Raw genomic sequence first — 19,532 nt, 5'->3', positions numbered from 1 at the left:
GCGTCTGGAGCAACGCAACCTTCCGATCATTGTGCTTGCTACAAGCCAGGACGTCCGCCAGCATTTGCCCTCTTCCCTCTACCGCAGGATCTGTCGATGAACACTCCCCGTCCTCACGCGTTGAACCGGCGATCGTGCTGCGCCGTCTTGGCAGGTCTGGCGGGCTTGGCAGGCCTGGCCGCATGTCTCGGCACGGCCGCGCCCGCTCTGGCGCAGTCGGCCTACCCGGTGCGCCCGGTCACGCTGGTGGTGCCGTACCCGCCCGGCGGCAGCGCGGACACGGTGGGACGTCTGGTCGGCCAGCGCCTGTCGACGGAACTGGGGCAGCCGGTGCTCATCGACAACCGCCCCGGTGCAGGGACGGCCGTCGGGGCCGCTTTCGTGGCCAAGGCATCGCCCGACGGCTACACCCTGCTGCTCGGCTCGGGCTCGACCTTCACCATGAACCCGGCCATCCGCCAGAACCTGTCGTACGACGCCCTCGGGAGCTTCGAGCCGATCGCGATCGTCGGGCGCATCCCGCTGATCCTGCTGGTCAACAAGGACGTGCCCATCGGCAACGTCAAGGAGTTCGCCGCGGCGGTGCGCGCAACGCCGGACAAGTACTCGTACGCCTCCTTCGGCGCGGGCACCTCCTCGCACTTCACCGGCGAAATCATCCTGCAGGCCGTGGGCGCGAAGATCATGCACGTGCCCTACCGGGGCAGCGCACCGGCCATGACGGACCTGATCGGCGGACAGGTGCCGTTCTCGGTGGACACGGTCACTGCCGCCATTCCGCAACTCAAGGGTGGCAAGGTCAAGGCAATCGCCGTGACCACCCGACAGCGCTCCTCCCAGTTGCCGCAGGTCCCGACCTTCGCCGAAGCGGGCTACCCCGAGGTCGATGCCGACACCTGGATCATGCTCGTGGCGCCGAAGGGCACGCCTGCGCCGGTGCGCGAGCGGCTGGAGAAGGCGCTCGCCAAGGTCATCGCCATGCCCGAAACCAAGGCCGCACTGCAGCTCCAGGGCGCGGAGCCGGCCTTCGCCGGGGCGGCCGCCTCGCGCGCGCAGATCGAAAACGAACTGCCGCTCATGCGTGCCGTCGCCCGGCGCGCCAACATCCAGGCCGACTGAGCGCGACACCTCACGCAACCCATGACCCCTTTCTCTTCTTCCCCCTCCTCCTCCGCGCTCGTCGAACTCTCCGCCGTCGAACTGCGGCGGCTGATCGGCACGCGCGCCCTCTCGCCGGTCGAACTGCTCGACGCCTGCATCGCGCGCATCGAGCAACTCAACCCCTTCGTCAACGCCGTGACCGCCACCTGCTACGAGCGTGCCCGCAGCGAGGCCCGCGCCGCCGAGCAGGCCGTGATGCGCGGCGAGCCGCTGGGCCTGCTGCACGGTCTGCCGCTGGGCGTGAAGGACCTCGAGCCGACGGCCGGGCTGCTGTCCACCATGGGCTCCCCGACACTGCGCAACCATGTGCCTTCAAAGGACATCGAACTGGTGCGCCGCCTGCGCGCAGCCGGCGCGATCGTGGTGGGCAAGACCAACGTGCCCGAGATGGGCGCCGGTGCCAACAGCCGCAATCCGGTCTGGGGCGCCACGGGCAACCCCTTCGATCCCAACCTCAACGCCGGCGGCTCCTCGGGCGGCTCGGCCGCGGCACTGGCGCTGGACATGCTGCCGCTGTGCACAGGCTCCGACACCGGCGGGTCGTTGCGCATCCCGGCGGCCAAGTGCGGCGTGGTGGGCCTGCGGCCTTCGCCGGGCATCGTGCCCAGCGTGCGCAAGACCCTGGGCTGGTCGCCGATCTCGGTGGTCGGCCCCATGGGACGGGATGTGGCCGACGCCTGCCTCCAACTCGCGGCCACGGCGGGCCCGCATCCGGGCGACCCCTTGAGCTATCCGCTGGATGCGGCGGCCTTTCTGCGGCCCGCGCCGCTGGACCTGTCGCGCCTTCGCGTGGCCTGGACCACGGACTTCGGGCAGTGCGACGTCGACCCGGCGATCCGCCGGACGATGCGTGATCGCGTGGCCGCCGTGCGCGGGCTCTTTGCGGCCTGCGACGAGGTGCACTTCGACCTGGGAGATGTGCACCGCTGCTTCGATGTGCTGCGCGCAGAGGCCTTCGTCGCCGGCATGCGCGATACCTACGAACGCGCCCCCGAAAGCCTGGGGCCGAACCCGCGCAGCAACTATGAGATGGGCGCGCGCATGAGCCTGCAGGACGTGGCCTGGGCACAGGCGGAGCAGACGCGCATCCTGCAGCGCTTTCAGAACGTGTTCGAGAACTACGACCTGGTGCTGTCGCCCACGACGCCGGTATCGCCCTTTCCCTGGACGCAGCCGCACGCGGCGCAGATCGACGGCCGACCACAGGAGAACTACTACCGCTGGCTCGCACTGACCTATGTGGTGACGCTGACGACCCACCCTGCGATCAGCCTGCCTTGCGGGACCGACGAGGCCGGCATGCCATTCGGCTTGCAGGTCGTGGGGCGCTTCCGCGGCGACCTCGCGCTGCTGTCCGCCGCGCAGGCGATGGAGCAGGCCTTCGCAACCGACCCGCGACTGCGTCGGCCGCGCCCCGATCTCGCGCGTCTTCGCACGGCCGAACCCGCACTCGATTCGATCGTGACTGCGCCGCCGGATGATCGATGCGCCCACGTGCCCACGGACGGATCGGCGGTCCCCGTCGTTTGACGCAGACCACCGCCTGCGTCAGTCCCACGTCCGATTCCCTCCTCGCTGAAATTGCCGCCGGTACGCAGAAGGCGTCGCCCCCACGATCTGTCCGAAACGGCGTGCGAATTGCGTCGGCTCTCCGAAGCCGGTGCTTTCACCGATCTCCGCCGCAGAGGCGCCGGTGAAGACCAGCAGCGTCTTGGCGCGCTCGATCCGGCGTTCGGTCACCAACTCGAGGAAGGTCTTGCCCGTTTCGCTCTTCAGCAGGTGAGCCAGGTGCGTGGGCGACACATGGCTCGCATGCGCCGCGTCCGCCAGGTTCAACTCTTGCGCGAGGTTGCGGCTGATGTGGCGGATGCAGCGCAGCACCGCCGGCCGGTACGACTGCAGGGCCAGCCCCTGCGCCTCGCAGTTGCGAAACTCCTCGCCATAGCGCCGCCACACCATGCCGATCAGGTGGAGCAGATGGCTGCGAATCAGCAGGTGGCTGGCGGTGTCTTCGCCGGGCGGCCGCTGCGCTTCCTGCGCCATGCGCTCGCACAGTTCCTGGAGCTGCCGGGTCTCGGTTTCGTCGAAGCGGAAATCCAGGCAATGCTGGAAGCGGAAAGGCGCGAGCTCGGGCGCGCGTGAAAGCGGCACCTCCGACAGCTCGAACACGTCGAGATCCAGCGACGGCAGCAGGTAGTCCTTGCTGATGTTGATCACATGGAACACGCCGTCGGCTGCGTTCGGGATGTAGTGAACCAGGAAGGGCAGCACGAAGCTCACCGTGCCGGCGCCGATGGCGCGCTGGTTGCCGCCGATGTAGTGCGTGGTCTCGCCCCGCGTGTTGACGTAGATCTGGAAGTACTCGTGCCGGTGCGGCACCGGATTCGGCAGGCAGTTGCTCTGGTCGTGAATGCCGAAATAGGCGCGCTGTGCCCGCGCCGCCATCGTGTAGTTGCTGATGGCGGCACGCGCGGCACCGGCGCGGGGCGGCGGCACGAATTCGTCGGGGGAAGGCGTGGGTGGCATGAAGAGTCGATCTCAAGATCGCAAGGATTGCATATCTTTGCGCAAGCCTGCGCGTTGAGGTGAGAAGGCCTCGTTCCTAGACTCTAGCCACTCCTTTCCAAACCATCCAGAGAGACAAACCCATGTCCCCCCAACCGACGGCCGAGCGCGCGACCGATACCCGTAGCGACGCCCTTCAAGTCCAGCCCATCTCCATCGACATCGTGGGCAGCGACCAGCGCTTTCCGGTGCGCCGCGTCTACTGCGTGGGCCGCAACTACCTGGCCCACATCCGGGAGATGAAGGAAGGCGACGAGCGCGATCCGCCGTTCTTCTTCCAGAAGCCGTCCGACTCCGTGGTGACCGACGGGCGCGTGCCCTACCCCACGCTGACGGACGACTTCCAGTTCGAGTTCGAACTCGTCGTGGCCATCGGCAGCGATGCATCGAACGTGTCGCCCGACACAGCGCTGGGCCACGTCTTTGGCTACGCCGCAGGCCTGGACATGACCCGGCGTGACCGCCAGCGCGAATGCAACAAGCGCGGCCTGCCGTGGGAACAGGGCAAGTCGTTCGACCACTCGGCGCCCTGCGGTCCGATCCATCCGGTGGCGAAGGTCGGGCACATCCGTTCGGGAACGCTGAACCTCTCGGTGAACGGCGCGGTGCGGCAAGACTCGGTGCTCGAGAAGATGATCTGGAACGTCCATGAAATCGTCAGCGAGCTCTCGAAGCAATACCGCCTGTTGCCCGGCGACCTGATCTTCACCGGCACGCCCGAAGGGGTCGGCCCGGTGCAACGCGGCGACAAGCTCACCGGCCGCATCGACGGGCTCGCCCCCCTGCAGGTCGAGATCGTCTGAGCCCGCAACCGCAGCACACGGAGACCCCATGAAACCACTCGAACGCATCTCGTACTCGTCCATCGCGGACCGCCCCGCACTGAAGCTGCCCGGCGGCAAGCGGCTGGCCGTCTGGGTCATCGTCAACGTCGAGGAATGGAACATCGACGAGACCATGCCCCGCACCGTGCTGACGCCACCGGCCGGCGGCTCGCCGATGCCCGACATTCCGAACTGGGCCTGGCACGAATACGGCAACCGCGTCGGCTTCTGGCGCATGCTGGAAGTGATCGACGCGCTCGGCATCAACGCCACGCTCGCCATCAACGGGTCGGCCATCGGCGCCTACGAGCCCATCGCCAAGGCCGCGAAGGAGCGCCAGTGGGAATTCATCGGCCACGGCTTCGGGCAGCGCAACATGCAGAAGGTGCCCGACGAGGTCGAAGACATCGCCAAGACCACCGAGGCCATTCGCGCCTACACCGGCAAGCGCCCGCGCGGCTGGCTCGGCCCGGGGCTCACCGAAACGTGGCACACGCCCGACATCCTGGCCGAGCAGGGCTACGAGTACGTGTGCGACTGGGTGCTCGACGACCAACCCGTGCGGCTGAAGACGCGCGACGGCGGCGCCATCGTGAACGTGCCCTACACGCAGGAATGCAACGACGTGGCGATGATGCTGATCCAGCACCACAAGGCCAGCGAGTACCGCGACCGCGCCATCGACCAGTTCGAACAGCTCTACGCAGACGCGAAAGATTCGGCCCGCGTCATGGCGCTGGTGGTGCACCCGTACATCATGGGCGCGCCGCACCGCCTGCGCTACTTCCGCGAGGCGCTGGCGCACATCCAGCAACACGACGACGTCGCCTTCATGACCGGCGAGCAGATCCTCGACTGGTACGGCGCCGCCAGCACCGCAGGCACCGCGGCGTGACCCTTCGCCGGCACTGCGCCGGCGGCCCCGTGCAACGAACGAACAACAAACAGATTTCTCGCTCGACGAGAAGGAGACGACACGTGCATTCCTCAACCTCGGTCATTTCCCCGGTCGCCGGTGGCGCGCGCCGCGAGGCGCCCATCACCGCGCTGGAGATCGGCATGTTCCTGGTGCTGCTCGCCTCGTACGCGCTCAACGCGATGGACCGGCAGATCTTTCCGCTCATCGCTGCGGACGTGCGCAAGGAGTTCGGCTTCAGCCTGGCCGACACCGGCCTGCTGTCGACCATCTTCACGCTGGGCATGGCCGTGGCCGGCGTCCCGACGGGCTACCTGCTGGCACGGCTGTCGCGCAAGACGGTGCTGCAGATCGGCATTGCGATCTTCTCGCTGGGCACGCTGCTGGCGGCCTACTCGCACGGCTTCGCCGACATGATCGTCTACCGGGCCGTGACCGGCATCGGCGAAGCGATGCAACTGACGGTGGTGATCGCGATTGCCGCGAGCTACTTCGCGCGCTACCGCGCCACCGCCGTGGGCGCCATCAACTTCTCTTTCGGCATCGGCGCGATCCTGGGGCCGCTGCTCGGCGGCCAGCTGATCGGCGTCGAGCGCGACTGGCGCCTGCCGCTCATCGTGTTCGGCGTGGCGGGCTTCGCGGCCATGGCGATCATCGCGCTCACCGTGAGCAAGCGAATGACCGAGAACGTGGCGGCCACCGGCGGGCGCACCGACCAGCGCGGCGCCACGACCCTGTGGAACCGCAACACGGCCCTGCTGACCGGCATGAGCGTCATCGGCGGGCTCTGCATCTACGGCTACCTCGGCATGTACCCGACCTTCCTGCGCGAGCACCTGCACTACACGCCGTCGGACACCGGTCGGGTGATGAGCACCTTCGGTTTCGGCGTGTTCGCGTCGATCTTCGGCGGCTGGCTGGGCGACCGCTTCCATCCCAAGCTCGTGCTCTCGGCCAGCTTCGTGGGCACCGGCCTGCTGGGCTTCCTGATGTTCTCGGGCCCGACCGACATGGTGGTGCAGTCGGCGCTGTCCTTCGCGTGGGGCTTCGTGGTGAGCGGTGTGCTGTACGTGAACCTGGCGGGCTATCACATCAAGGCGGTGCATGCGTCGCTCACGAGCCGCGCCACGGGCGTGTTCGTCACCACGCTGTACGGCGCGGGTGCGGTCGCGGGCTTCGTCATCGGCGGCATCGCCTCGCGCTTCGGCTGGAGCACGGCCGGGCTGGTGCAGATCACGCTGCTGGCGGCGGTCGGGGTAGGGCTCACGCTGCTGCTGCACACCGACCGCATGTCGCTGCCGGCGCGCAAGCCGTGATGCTGCTCGACGGGGCGCTGCTCGGCGGCGCCGCGGCCCTGGCCGGTGCGCTCAATGCCGTGGCGGGCGGCGGCAGTTTTCTCACGCTGCCGGCGCTCGCGATGGTCGGCGTGCCGCTGGTGTCGGCCAACGCCACCGGGACCGCCGCGCTGCTGCCGGGCTACCTGGCCGGTGCCTGGGCATTGCGCAAGGAACTGTCGGGCCCGATGTCGCCTTCGCTCCTGCGGTTGGGTGTGCTCTCGGTGCTCGGCGGCGCAGCTGGTGCGGCGCTGCTGCTGTCGACCTCGAACCATGCCTTTGCCCGCATCGTGCCGTGGCTTCTGCTGGCCGCGACGCTGCTCTTCGCGATCGGACCCGGCCTGGTGCGCCGTAGGCTCGCCACCGCCGACAGCCACAAGCCGCGAGGCCGGTGGCTCGCCGACCTGGGCATCGTCGCGGTCGCTGTCTATGGCGGCTACTTCAACGGCGGCCTCGGCATCCTTCTGCTCGCCGTGCTTGGCGCGCTGGGGCACACGGACATGGGGCGCATGAACGGCATCAAGAACTTCGTCTCCGCGATCCTGACGCTGATCGCCGTGGCGATCTACGCGGCCAGTGGTGCGATCGTCTGGACCTACGCGCTGTGGATGGCCCTGGGCGCCACGGTGGGTGGCTATGCCGGCGGCATGCTCGCACGGCGACTGAAGCCCGAGGTGGTGCGCGGCTTCGTCGTGTTGACGGGGTTGGCGATGACCGCGGCGTTTCTTCTCAAGGCGTACTGAGCGGGCTTTCGCTTCCTCTTCTTTCCATCACTTCAATCACTGGCAACTACTGGGTCTGGGCATGCACACAACCAAAAGAGACTTCACCCGTTTTGTAGGGGCGCTGATGGTCGCCGCCACCGGTGCGCCAGCGCTCGTCGGCTCGGCGTCGGTGTCGGCCCGCACTGCGCGCGCGCCGGCATCAACAGGCATCCGCCGCGGCAGCTACCTGATCCGCAATGGCGCGGTCATCACGGTCGACCGCAGCAAGGGCGTGCTGCCGCGCGCCGACGTGTGGGTCCGCAACGGCGTGATCGAGAAGATCGGACGCGGCCTGAGCGCACCGGCTGGCACGGAGATCATCGATGCGACCGACATGATCGTCATGCCGGGCTTCGTCAATTCGCACTATCACATGTGGAGCGCCATCGGCCGCAGCTTCACCGCGCGCGACGGCGGCTTCTCGTACTACCCCGCCAAGAACGCGACCTCGACCCTGTACACGCCCGACGACTTCTACAACAGCGTGATGCTGGGCTGCGCCGAGCTGGCGAACGGCGGCACCACCACCGTGCACAACTGGTCGCACAACACCCGCTCGCCGGCGCATGCCGATGCCGAGCTGCGCGCACACCAACACGCGCTGCTGCGCGCCCGCTACGCCTACGGCCACGTCGACAAGATGCCCGCCGACGAACTCAACCGCTACGACGACCTGGCCCGCGTGCGGCGCGAGTGGTTCGGCGAGCGTTCGCCGTTCGACGGGCTGGTGCACCTGGGGCTGAACCTGCGCGGCCCGCAGCAGAGCACCGACGCCGTGTTCCACGAAGAGATGAAGGCCGCCAAGGCCAGCGGATTGCCCGTTGCGATCCACGCGCCGCAGGAAGCCCCGAACAACGTCGATGCCGTCGACTACGAACGACGCGGCTACCTGGGCCCGGATTTCATGCTCGCGCACTACGTGCCCGCCAGCACGGCCGACCTGGCGGCCATGGCACGCACGAAAACGCCACTGTCCTTTGCCACGCACTCCGAACTTCGGCTCAGCAGCACCGGCGATGCGCGCGCCGCGCTCTTCGCGATGCGCAGCGCGGGCTTGACCATTTCGTTGTCGAGCGATGCGACCTCCATCGCACCGCCGGACATGTTCGAGGCCATGCGCTTCACCTGGAACCTGGGCGTGCCGTGGGCCGGCACGCCCAGCGCGCAGTCGAAGGCGATCGGCGTGCCCGAGGCGATCGAGATGGCGACCCTCAACGGCGCCATCGCCATGGGGCTGGGCGACGTCACCGGCTCGATCACCGAAGGCAAGCGCGCCGACCTCATCCTGGTGCGCACGCAGGACCTGAACATGGGCCCGGTCGGAGACCCCGAGACCGCCATCGTGCAAAGCGGCAGCGCCGCCAACGTCGACACCGTGATGGTCGACGGGCGGATCGTGAAGCGCAACGGGCGGCTGCTGGCCTACGATACGCGCGGCATCATGCGGCGCGCGCGGCAATCGGCGGACCGGATTCGCGCTGCGGCGAGCGAAGCCCTGAAGCCCTGAGGCGCCACGACCTCTCAAAGCACCGAAGCTTCACCAGCCGCCGCATCCTCCTCCAGCATCAACACCTCACTCGCCACCAACGGCTTGCCGATGGGCGCCCCGGCCTTCCCCACCTGGACCGCGGCCATGTCCGCATCGTTCGGGTACTGGTCCGCAATCCAGTAGTCGAACACCCGCCGCACGATCGGCGCCGCATGCGCCGCGCCGAAGCCCGCGTTCTCGACGATCGCCGCCACCGAGATGCTCGGGTCTTTGGCCGGGGCAAATGCCATGTACAGCGCGTGATCGCGCTGGCGCGCATCCAGTGCCTTGCCGCTCGCACGCGCCTTCGGCCCCAGGCTCACCGCCTGTGCGGTGCCCGTCTTGCCGCCCGAGGTGTAGGCGGCGCCGGCAAACACGCGCGTGCCGGTGCCGCCCTTCGTTACGGCCACCATCGCGTCGCGCACCACGTCGACGTGCTTGCGCGCATAGCCCAGGTCCTGGGCCGGGGGTTGAACCTGCCGCACCACTTTTCCGGTCACCGTGTCGCGGATCTCTCGCACCAGGTGCGGCTGGTAGCGCACGCCACCGTTCGCCAACGTGGCATTGGCCGAGGCCATCTGCAGCATCGTGAAGTTGTTGTAGCCCTGCCCGATGCCCAGTGAAATCGTCTCGCCCGGGTGCCAGGTCTTCATGTCGGCGCGCCGGTAGGCCGCGCGCTTCCAGGCCTTGCTCGGCAGCACGCCGCGCGACTCGCCCTGCAGGTCGATGCCGGTGAGCTGTCCGAAGCCCAGGGGTGCCATGAAGTCGTGGATCAGGTCGACGCCCATCTCGTTGGCCAGCGAATAGAAATACGTGTTGCTCGACAGCTGGATGGCGCGGTGCATGTCGACGCCGCCCAGTCCGCCCCGATGGCTGCGGAACATGCGCCCGCCGAAGTTGTAGAAACCCGGATCGTTCTCCACCTTGTCGGCCGTGCGCTTTCCGGTCTGCAACGCCGCCATCGCCATGAAGGGCTTGTAGATGGAGCCGGGCGGATAGGTGCCGCGCAGCGCGCGGTTCAGCAGCGGGTTGTCGGGCGACTCGGTCAACGCCTTCCAGCTTTCGGTGTCGATGCCCTCGACGAACAGGTTGGGGTCGAAGGTGGGCTTGCTCACGAAGGCCAGCACCTCGCCGGTCTTCGGGTCGATGGCGACCAGCGCGCCCCGGCGCTCGCCGAACATGTCTTCCACCAGCTTCTGCAGCTTGATGTCGATCGACAGCACCACCGTCTGGCCGGGCGTGGCCGGATGACGGGCCAGGCGGCGGACCGCGTGCCCGCCTGCCGAGGTTTCCATCTGCTCCACGCCGGTCTGGCCATGCAGCGCCGCTTCGTAGCGCTGCTCGATGCCGACCTTGCCGATGTAGTCGGTGCCCCGGTAGTTGGCGCGCTCGTCTTCTTCCCAATCGTCCATCGCGGTTTTCTCGCGCTGGTTGATGCGGCCGATGTAGCCGATCACGTGCGCGCCCACCTCGCCATGCGGATAGGTGCGAAACAGCCGCGCCTTGATTTCCACACCGGGGAAGCGGTAGCGCTGCGCCGCAAAGCGGGCCACCTCTTCATCGCTCAGGCGGCTGCGGATGGGAACGGAGTCGAAGCTGCGCGAATCTTCGCGCAGGCGCTGGAAGCGACGACGGTCCCTGGGCGTCACGTCGACCAGCCCGCCCAGTTCGTCGATGACGGCATCGAGGTCGCCCACCTTCGACGGCGTGATCTCCAGCGTATAGGCGGCGTAGTTGGACGCCAGCACCACGCCGTTGCGGTCCAGGATCTGCCCGCGGTTGGGCACCACCGGAACGATCGCCGTGCGGTTGCTCTCGGCCCGCACCGACAGCTCGTCGTGGCGCACCACCTGCAGGAAGACCAGCCGCGCGCCGATCAGTCCGAATCCGAACAGGACCGCGCAGCCGACCACCACCACACGGCGGCGAAAAAGAGCGAGCTCGGCGGCGGCATTGCGGATTTCATTCATCTAGGAAAAGGGATGGGGGACAGAAGAGGCGGAGAAGCCCGATAGGAGGCCCACGTCACTCGAAGGTTCCGCGACGACTTCGAGTCTTTTCATGTGGGTGCGAGAGGGCCACCGTAGTCAATGGAAATCCAGGTCGAAAATCGGTGGAATCCAACGAGCAAATCGCTACAGCGCTTATTCCATCGCCGGGCCGCTCAGGGCGAACCAGTTCTGCATCGGGTGCACGCGCGGCATGCGCTTGCAGCAGGTAGGGGCGACGGCCTCGGCCTGCCACTGGATAGTGGGGCTCGATGACTTTAGGCAGCGTCTTCCACGGCATCACCAGTTCCACCTCCGCAAGGAAGACTTCCTGACGAGTCTTCTTCCTCTTTCCCGCATGCTCCTCATCCGCAAAACCGATCGGACTCATCGCTCGTGCTCCTTTGCAAGGGTCAGTCCTTCATGCAAGAAACGTGCTCTTGATCAGACCTTCCCCTAGAGGCCCCCCCAAAGGTTGGCCATCGAGCTCATGGGAAAACCGCACAGGATGCGGCAGAACTCATGCATCGGCACCACTGCCAAGCATCAACTCGTCACGCCGTAGCGGCAGACCCTCGCGATCTACCAACGATGCGAGTAGCTCACCTTGAGCACCGCGCCCGCGGCCGGCAGCCGGCTCGTGTTGTTGCTGTTGCGCAGCAGCTGGCTGTACAGCGGGAAGTAGCGGCGGTTGAACAGGTTCTCCACGCCGATGACGACGTTGTTCTTCTCGTCGATCTTGAAGCGGCTGATGAGGTCGACCGTGGTGTAGCCGCTGACCTCGCGGCGCCCGAAGCTGTTCACGCCGTCGAGCCGGTAGTCCTTCGAGCCGTACGACACAGCCTGCAGCCGGTGGCTCCAGCGCGCGCTGGGCTTGTACTCCACATACGCGGTCAGCTTGAGCGGCGGGATGCGGTAGCCCCACATGTCCTGGTAGCGCGTGCCGCCCTGCGGCAGCTCGCGGCCCTTCATCCAGGTGAAGGAGCCGCCCGCGCCCCAGCGATCGCCGCTGCCGGCGTAGTCGAAGGCGCCTTCGATGCCGTGAATGCGCTCCTTGGTGCGCGTCATGACCAGGCCGTTGAACGAGCTCTGCACCGCGCCCAGCGCCGATTGCGACTGGAACACGCTGAGGTTGGCCACCGCGTTGTCGAAGCGGCCGCGCCAGCCCAGCTCCAGCGTGTCGGTCTTCACCGGCTGCAGGTCGGAGCTGCGGATGTTGAAGCTCGGGGTCGCGTTGCGCACCTGCAGGCCGATGTCGGGCAGCTCGAAGCCCTGGCTGTACGAGGCGTAGATGTCGTGCTGCTTGCTGGGGTTGAACACCACGCCGGCGTTGTAGGTCCAGGCACCGTAGTCCACCGTGCCGCCCGTCACCTGCGCGGGATTGCGCGCGCGCAGCTGCGACAGCGGCGTGAAGCTGTCGAAACGCGCGCTGGCCTTGTCGTAACGTGCCCCGCCCTCGACCGACCACTGGTCGTTGAAGCGGTGCTGCAGCTGGCCGAAGGCGCCCAGGCTGCGCGTGGTGATCGGCGGCATGAAGATCAGCGTGCCGGTGCGCTGGAAGCTCAGGCCGCGGCTGGCGTCGTAGAGCTTCGGGTCGAACACGTCCAGCGGCATGTCGGTGCGCTCCTGGTTGAAGTCGGCGCCCCAGGTGAGCTGCGTTTTCTTGTCGGCACCGAAGGGCGTCTTGACCGTCAGCCGGCCGCCGTACACGCGCGAGTTCTGCATCACCTGGTCGACGCTCGAGCCGCGGGCCACGACACCGCGCGCATCGAAGGGCGCGAAGCGGGTGAAGAAGTCGCGGTAGTACAGCTGCGCGGCCAGCGTGCTGCCGGCGATGTCGCGGTTCGTGTAGTCCAGGCCGAGCAGGCTGTTGGTCACGCGGTTCTGCTTGTCGAGCTGCAGGCCCTTGAGCGGGCGCGCCGCGACGCTGCTCGCGGGCAGCTTGGCCACCGACGGGTCGGAGGCGTAGTCGGTGTCCTGCTTGGCATCGTAGTGGCTCGCCGACAGCTGCAGCCGCTGGTCGGCGTCGATGCGGTAGCCGATCTTCGCCGAGGCGTTGTAGATGTTCGAGTCGAACAGGTCGCCCTGGCTGGGCTCGGGCGCAATGCGGTCGCCGCGTGCGTCGTACGAGCCGCCCACGCGCCGCGCGCCCAGGCTCACCGCATAGTCGAAGACCTCGCCGCCGCCCGAGAGGTAGTGCTGCACCTCGGCGCCGAGCCCCGCCCCGCCCGGTCGCGACAGCGGCAGCACGCCGGTGACGGTGGTCTCTGCGCGCGCCTCGCCGCTGGGCTGGCGCGTGCGGATCGACACGATGCCGCCGGCCGCGCCGCTGCCGTAGATGGCGCTGCTGCCGCGCAGCACTTCGATCTGCTCGACGTCGGCGGGGTTGATGTTGGCCAGGTTGCGCGACGAATCGCGGTTGGTGTTGAGCGGAATGCCGTCGACCAGCACGAGCATGTTGCGTCCGCGCAGGGTCTGGCCGAAGTCGGTGATGGTGTGGCTCGAATCGGCCATGCCGGGCACGACCTTGCTCAGCAGCGTGGCGACGCTGTCGGAGCCTTGCCGCAAGCTGTCGAGCTCTTCGCGCTCGAGCACCGTGACCTGCCGCGTCGGCGCCATGAGGTTGCTCTGCGTGCGCGCGGTCACGGTGACGGCAGGCAGCGCGTCGGCAGCCGGTGCGGATTCAACGGCCGACGTGGCGGCGACGGGGACCGGCGTCGCATCCAGCGTGAAGTCGCCGCTGGTCAGCCGCCGTGCGCGCAAGCCGCTGCCTTCCAGCAGCCGGCCGAGCCCTTCTTCGGCGGAGAACTCGCCGGTCAGGCCCGGCGTGCTCAGCCCGCGCGTGCGGGCCAGGCCGAAGCTGAGATTGAAACCGCCCTGCCCCGCGAAGCTCAGCAGCGCCGGCCCGAGCGGACCGGCCGGCACGCGGTAGGCCTTGCGCGCCGGAGCCGCCACGGCATCGGCCGCATGGGCCGGCAACGCGGCCAGCCCGACGGTGGCCAGGCCCAGGGCGCACAGCGCACGTTGCACGGCGCGCACGGCGAGGCGCGGGCGATGCGCGGCGTCGCGGGAGGTGGGGAGAACGGAAGGCCGGTCGGTCATGAAGGGTGTCCTTGTCGCGTGTCGGGATGTGGATGGCAGGTGTGCTTTCAACCGACATGACAGGCGAGACGCGAAAACCGGACACGCATGGGCAAGAAATTTTTCAGGGCGCTGCGCGAGGCAGCCGGGAATCACCGGACCGTCACCGTCACCCAGTAGCGCGTGCGTGCATCGAGGCGCACGGGCAAGGTCTGCGCGAGGACTGCGAGCACGCGGTCGGTGTCTTCGAGCTGGAACGCGCCCGACACGCGCAGGTCGGCCACCGCGGGGTCGCAGCGCAGCACGCCGCTGCGGTAGCGGCCGATTTCGGAGAGCACGTCGGCCAGGCGCATCTCTTCGGCGTAGAGCACGCCCTGCGTCCAGGCTTCGGCGCCGCTCGCAGCCGATGTGACAGGGCCCGTTGCTTCGGCGGTGAAGCGCATCTGTCGTCCGGCGGGCACGACCACCGGCGAGCCGGTCGCGCGCACAGGGCTTACTTCCACCGCACCAGCCAGCACCGTGAGGCGGTTGTGCCCTCCTTCGTCGATGCGCACGATGAAGCGCGTGCCCAATGCACGCAGCCGGCCTTGCGGTGTCTCGACCAGGAACGGTCGAGGAATTCCGGGGTTCGTGTCGGGAGCCGTTTCGACAAGGATTTCGCCGCTGCGCTGTCGCACCAGCCGCTGCGTGGCGTCGAACATCACGTCGATGGCCGTCGCCGTGTTCAGCGTGGTGCGGCTGCGGTCGGCCAGCTCGATGGTGCGCCGCTCGCCCGTCGCCGTGCGGTACTCGGCCCCGAGCGACGGCCAGGGGACGGCGCGGTAGCCGACCCAGGCGGCGGACGGCGCAGCCAGCAGCACGGCCACGGTGCGCAGCAGCGCGCGCCGGTTCGTCAGCCCGCGGCGCCGGTCGAGCACCGGCATGCCCACGCCCGGCGGCACTGCGCCGAACTTGCGGCTCAGTTGCTCGGCGCTGTGCCACACGCGCTGATGCTCGGGGCTCTGGTCGCGCCACTGCGTCCAGCGCTGGGCATCGGCCTCGGACAGGCGGCCCGCGTGCATGCGCGCGAGCCACTGGGCGGCCTCGTCCACCAGACGGGGATCGACGGCCGCGCTCACAGCGGAGTCGCCAGCATGAGCCGCAGGCACTGCGCGAACCCTTGCGCCATGTAGCGCGTCACGGTGCGCACGCTGACGCCGAGCTGCGCGGCGATGTCGTCGTAGCCGAGGCCTTCGAGCTGCGACAGCAGGAACGCGGTGCGCGCCTTGGCGGGCAGTTCGTCGAGCAGCGCATCGAGTTCGTGCAGCGTCTCGAGCAGGATGGCGCGCTCTTCGACCGAGGGCACCAAGGCGTCAGGCAGCAGCGCGAGCGACGCCTGGTAGGTGCGCTCCAGCGACTGGCGTTCGTGGTGGTTGATCACAAGGCGCTTGGCCACCGTGGTCAGGTAGGCGCGCGGCTCGTGCAGTGTCGGGATCGCGCCGGCGCGCAGGCCCGACCAGATGCGCAGGAAGGTGTCGTGCGCGATGTCCGCCGCGTCGAAGCTGTTGCCCACCCTGCCGCGCAGCCAGCTGAAAAGCCAGCCGTGGTGCTCGCGGTAGAGGGCGTGCGCCTGCTGCTGCGGGGTCGACTCGCCGACAACCATCGATGCCTCTTTTCAGTTGAGAAACTTTCGCATTCATTATAAATGCGAATACTTCTCAACAAACAGGAAGCCGATGGCCGCGGCCGCTCGCTCTCCTACCAGCGGTACGTGGCCGTTGCCACCACGGAGCGCGGCGCGCCGTAGTAGCACTTGCCGTACTGGTCGCAGTTGGCGATGAAGTCCTTGTTGGCGATGTTGCGCACGTTGAGTGCCAGGCTCCAGCGGTCGAGGTCATAGCCGAGCATGGCGTCGAACACGGTGGCGGCAGGCACCTTGCCCGGCGCGATCTTTTCGCCGTCGCCATGGCTCGTGCCGTTGTAGCGCGCACCCAGGCCGACCTTCACGCCGTTGACGAAACGGTAGTTCGCCCAGACCGACATCCGGTGGCGCGGCACGGCGTTGGCCTGCTTGCCGATCTCGGCCGGGTTGGCACTGGCCGTGACGATGGCGCGCGGCGTGTAGTCGTACGAGGCCGTGACGTTCAGCCGCGGCATGAGTTCGGCCGTGGCCTCAAGCTCCAGCCCGCGCACCGAGATTTCGCCCGTCTGCTTGGGCGCCGCGCCCGTGCCGTACGAGATGTAGTTCTGTCGCCGCAGATCGAAGATCGCCGCGCTGTAGCTCTGCTTGCCCTCCGGCGGCTGGTAGCGGATGCCGGCCTCGTACTGGCGCCCTGTCTCGGGCTTGAACGGATCGCGCGTCACCGGATCGACCAGCCCGGTGGGTGCGAACGACTCCGAGTAGCTCAGGTACGGCGCCCATCCGCTGGGCATCACGTAGACCAGCCCGGCGCGGCCGGTGAACTTGTGCTGCGAGATGCGCGTGCTCTTGCCCTCCAACCGGTCGAAGGTGTCGTTGCTGGCGCTGTCGTAGCGACCGCCCAGCGTCAGTGACCAGCGGTCGCCCCACTTGATCTGGTCCTGCACATAGAGCCCGGTCTGCGCGAGCCGCATGTCGGCGTTCATCCACGGCGCGCCCTCCACGATGGGCCCGCCGTACACCGGGGCGTACACGTTGATCGTCGGCGCCGAGCCGGTCGAGAAGCTGTACTGGTCGATGCGGTTGCGCTGGTAGTCCAGCCCGATCAGCAACTTGTGCTGCCAGTCCCCCGCGCGCAGGTCCAGCTGCATCTGGTTGTCGATGCTGAAGGCCGACACCTTCTCGCGGCTGCCGGTCGGGTAGCGGCCCAGCAGCATGAAGTTGGCCGGGTTCAGCGGGTTGGCCGCGTCCACCGTGGTCAGGCGGCGGTTGGGCCAGATGCCGGCGTAGTCGACCTTGAGCTCGCCGTAGCGCGCGTTCTGGCGCAGCAGCACGGTGTCGTTCAGGCGATGCTCGAACTCGTAGCCGACCATCCACTGGTCGTTGTGGAAGCGGTCGTAGCTCGGATCACCGGCCAGCAGCGACGCGGGAATGCGCGTGCCGATCGCGGTCGGAAACACCGAGCCGACCTGGGGCCGGATGCGGTTGTAGACGCCGGCGCGCGTGCGATCGACCTGCGCCAGCAGCGTCAGCCTGGTGTCGCCCGAGATGCGCCAGGTCAGCGAAGGCGCCAGGTACAGGCGCCGGTCGGGCATCTTCTCGGCCGGCAGCTCGGCGTCGCGCACCAGGCCGACCACGCGGTAGAGCACCTTGCCCTCTGCGTCCAGCGGCCCCGAGAAATCGCCCGCAATCTGCTTGCGGTTGTGGTCGCCCAGTTGCATCTGCAGCTCGCGCTGCGGTTCTGCCGTGGGGCGCTTGCTCACCACGTTGACCACGCCGCCCGGGCTGGCCTGCCCGTACAGCACGGAGGCCGGGCCGCGCAGCAGCTCGATGCGCTCGGCGCCGTAGTTCTCGGTGCGCCACACGCCCCAGTTGCCGTTGTTGCGCAGCGGCAGGCCGTCCAGGTAGAAGCCCGGTGCGTAGGCGTCGAAGCCGCGCAGCGTGAGCCAGTCGTAGCGCGAATCGGCGCCGAAGGTGGTGATGGCCACGCCGGGCGTGTAGCTCAGCGCGTCCTTGAGCGTGGTCGCGCCCATCGCCGCCATGCGGTCGGCCGTGATCACCGTGAGCGACTGCGGCGTCTCGAGGATCGGCGTGTCGGTCTTGGTGGCGGTCGCGCTGCGCTTGGCGACGTAGCCCTGCACGGGACCGGCGGCCGTCTCGCGCTGCGCGTCGGCCTCGACGAGCACGGCCGGCAGCGTGGCACCGGACACGGCCGGTGCCGCACGCACCACCACCGCCGGGCCGTCCGACGTGGCGATGAGCCCGCTGCCGGCCAGCAGCCGGTCGAGCGCCTGCCGGGGCGTGAGGTGGCCGGTCACGGCCGACGCGGTGCGACCTGCCACCAGAGCGGGCGGCACGATCAGCTCGATGCGCGTCTGGCGCGCCCAGTCGTTGAGCGCCTGCCCGAGCGGCTGCGCGGCGATGTGGAGTTGCACCGGCGCATTCAGCAGCGCGCCGGCGCCTTGCGCCTGGGCGAGCGAGTGGCCGAGGGCCAGGGCGACGGCCAGGGCCAGGGGTGCCAACCGAAACACGGGACTGTTCATTGCGTACGTTCTCCTGCGGGTGAGTTGTTTCTTTCACCCGGGTAGACGCGCAGGAACGCCCGAACCCTATGCCAAATGAAAATTATTTGCATCCGCGCGGCTCGCCCTGCCCCGGAAGCCCCGCATCGGATCACTTGGCCGGCACGATTTCCCGCCCCCCGCCGATGGCGCGCAGCCGCACCGGCGCGGCTTGCGGCAACACCGTGGCAAAGCTGTCGGGACGGATCGGATTGAAGGTGCCGGTCACGCGCAGGGCGGCCACGGCGGGGTCGCGCACCACGAGGCCGGTGTCGCCATAGCGCGCCAGCTCGGCCAGCACCTGGTCGAGCCGCGTGTTGTCGAAGCTCACGCGGTTGTCGCGCCACGGTGCAATGCCGGCCGTGGACACCGGTGCAACGGGCACCGGCACGCCCGCGGCGTCGCTGCCCGACTGCTGCCCCGCGCCCAGGTAGAACGCCCCTCCGTCCGGCGTGGCCGCATCGACGCGCTGCACGCGCACGCGCCCTTCTTCCATCGCCACGCGCACGCCTTCGTCGCCGGGCAGTCCGGGCGTGTGGCGCACCGAGAACCGGGTGCCCACGACCGTGATGCGCAGCGGCCCGGCCAGCACATCGAACGGCCGTGCCGAATCGCCGTGCACATGGAAAACCACCTGTCCTTCGGACAGCCTCACTTCACGGCGCTGGCGGTAGTAGGTGACCGCCACGCGCGTCGCCGTGTCCAGGCGCATCTGGCTGTCGTCGGGCAAGCGCACGTCGAGTTGCTGCCCGCGCGGCGTGCCGAAGCTCTGCGCGAACACCGGTTGCGCCTGCCACTGCTGCCAGGCCATGAGCCCGCCCGCGCCGGCCACCACGGCGACGGCCGCTGCAGAAAACGCGGGCACCCAGAAGCGGCGGCGCGCGGGTTGTTCGGGGCGGGCGGCGCGTGACCGCGAGGCGGCCTTGGCTTCGGCCGCGAGATCGCTGCGCAGGTTGGCGCGCAGCAGCGCAATCCCGTCGGCGGGAAGACGCTCGAGCGCCGTCCATTCAGCTTGCTGCCGGGCGTAGGCACGCGGGTGTTCCGCGTCGGCGGCCAACCAGGCCTGGAGCGCGGCTTCATCGCGCGCGTCGAAGCCGCCCCCATGGCGGCGGACGAGCCAGTCCATGGCATCGCTGTCGATGCCGTGCGGTTCCGAAGGGACGCGTGGCGACGTGCTCATGGCTCTTGCATC

The 19,532-nt window shown here is 68.5% G+C and carries 14 protein-coding genes and 1 pseudogene; 7 read left to right on the top strand and 8 right to left on the bottom strand.

The genetic code is table 11. From position 1 onward, the window contains the following. The first annotated feature begins 96 nt into the window (after positions 1-96). Together CLU95_RS24465 and CLU95_RS24460 are read left to right on the top strand one after the other, a co-directional pair. Positions 97-1,119: a Bug family tripartite tricarboxylate transporter substrate binding protein gene (locus CLU95_RS24465; protein ID WP_099795988.1), complete on the top strand. Its 1,023-nt coding sequence runs from the start codon at positions 97-99 to the stop codon at positions 1,117-1,119. 21 nt (positions 1,120-1,140) lie between these two features. Next, the gene (locus tag CLU95_RS24460) at positions 1,141-2,691 is read left to right on the top strand and encodes an amidase (RefSeq protein ID WP_099795987.1); all 1,551 of its coding nucleotides are present in this window, start codon (positions 1,141-1,143) and stop codon (positions 2,689-2,691) included. A gap of 18 nt (positions 2,692-2,709) precedes the next feature. Here the strand turns inward: CLU95_RS24460 and CLU95_RS24455 are convergent, their stop codons facing one another. Beyond that, positions 2,710-3,687, bottom strand: coding sequence for an AraC family transcriptional regulator (locus tag CLU95_RS24455; protein ID WP_257214718.1), 978 nt, complete (start codon positions 3,685-3,687; stop codon positions 2,710-2,712). 122 nt (positions 3,688-3,809) lie between these two features. Here CLU95_RS24455 and CLU95_RS24450 point away from each other — a divergent pair, with 122 nt between their 5' ends. The 5 genes from CLU95_RS24450 to CLU95_RS24430 all read left to right on the top strand — a co-directional run bounded on the left by CLU95_RS24450 (position 3,810) and on the right by CLU95_RS24430 (position 9,071). Then, the gene (locus tag CLU95_RS24450) at positions 3,810-4,529 is read left to right on the top strand and encodes a fumarylacetoacetate hydrolase family protein (protein ID WP_099795986.1); all 720 of its coding nucleotides are present in this window, start codon (positions 3,810-3,812) and stop codon (positions 4,527-4,529) included. 28 nt (positions 4,530-4,557) lie between these two features. After that, positions 4,558-5,445, top strand: coding sequence for a polysaccharide deacetylase family protein (locus tag CLU95_RS24445; RefSeq protein WP_099795985.1), 888 nt, complete (start codon positions 4,558-4,560; stop codon positions 5,443-5,445). An 83-nt stretch (positions 5,446-5,528) separates the two neighbouring features. Further along, entirely contained in the window at positions 5,529-6,782 is a 1,254-nt protein-coding gene (locus CLU95_RS24440) for an MFS transporter (protein ID WP_099795984.1), read from the top strand. Positions 6,783-6,784: 2 nt separating this feature from the next. Next, positions 6,785-7,543 (top strand): sulfite exporter TauE/SafE family protein, encoded by a 759-nt coding sequence (locus tag CLU95_RS24435; RefSeq protein WP_180288753.1) that lies wholly within the window; start codon positions 6,785-6,787, stop codon positions 7,541-7,543. A gap of 61 nt (positions 7,544-7,604) precedes the next feature. Continuing rightward, the gene (locus CLU95_RS24430; RefSeq protein ID WP_099795982.1) at positions 7,605-9,071 is read left to right on the top strand and encodes an amidohydrolase family protein; all 1,467 of its coding nucleotides are present in this window, start codon (positions 7,605-7,607) and stop codon (positions 9,069-9,071) included. Between the two features lie 14 nt (positions 9,072-9,085). Here CLU95_RS24430 and mrdA read toward each other — a convergent pair whose 3' ends face one another. The 7 genes and pseudogenes from mrdA to CLU95_RS24395 all read right to left on the bottom strand — a co-directional run bounded on the left by mrdA (position 9,086) and on the right by CLU95_RS24395 (position 19,520). Beyond that, positions 9,086-11,062 (bottom strand): penicillin-binding protein 2, encoded by a 1,977-nt coding sequence (gene mrdA / locus CLU95_RS24425; RefSeq protein WP_099795981.1) that lies wholly within the window; start codon positions 11,060-11,062, stop codon positions 9,086-9,088. Positions 11,063-11,239: 177 nt separating this feature from the next. Further along, positions 11,240-11,471 (bottom strand): annotated as a pseudogene (locus CLU95_RS24420) (IS5/IS1182 family transposase); the annotation flags it as partial. A gap of 191 nt (positions 11,472-11,662) precedes the next feature. Further along, the gene (locus CLU95_RS24415; protein ID WP_099795980.1) at positions 11,663-14,182 is read right to left on the bottom strand and encodes a TonB-dependent siderophore receptor; all 2,520 of its coding nucleotides are present in this window, start codon (positions 14,180-14,182) and stop codon (positions 11,663-11,665) included. A 131-nt stretch (positions 14,183-14,313) separates the two neighbouring features. Continuing rightward, a complete protein-coding gene (locus tag CLU95_RS24410; RefSeq protein ID WP_257214717.1) occupies positions 14,314-15,279 on the bottom strand; it encodes a FecR domain-containing protein in 966 nt (321 codons plus the stop codon). Next, the gene (locus tag CLU95_RS24405; RefSeq protein ID WP_099795978.1) at positions 15,276-15,803 is read right to left on the bottom strand and encodes a sigma-70 family RNA polymerase sigma factor; all 528 of its coding nucleotides are present in this window, start codon (positions 15,801-15,803) and stop codon (positions 15,276-15,278) included. The genes CLU95_RS24410 and CLU95_RS24405 overlap by 4 nt, the downstream gene beginning before the upstream one ends. Positions 15,804-15,898: 95 nt before the next feature. After that, positions 15,899-18,322 (bottom strand): TonB-dependent siderophore receptor, encoded by a 2,424-nt coding sequence (locus CLU95_RS24400; RefSeq protein ID WP_099795977.1) that lies wholly within the window; start codon positions 18,320-18,322, stop codon positions 15,899-15,901. A 130-nt stretch (positions 18,323-18,452) separates the two neighbouring features. Next, entirely contained in the window at positions 18,453-19,520 is a 1,068-nt protein-coding gene (locus CLU95_RS24395) for a FecR family protein (protein ID WP_099795976.1), read from the bottom strand. Between the last annotated feature and the right edge of the window lie 12 nt (positions 19,521-19,532).

It is taken from the genome of Variovorax sp. 54 (assembly GCF_002754375.1).
Lineage (GTDB): Bacteria > Pseudomonadota > Gammaproteobacteria > Burkholderiales > Burkholderiaceae_C > Variovorax.
This window is presented reverse-complemented; position numbering and strand designations above follow the sequence as displayed.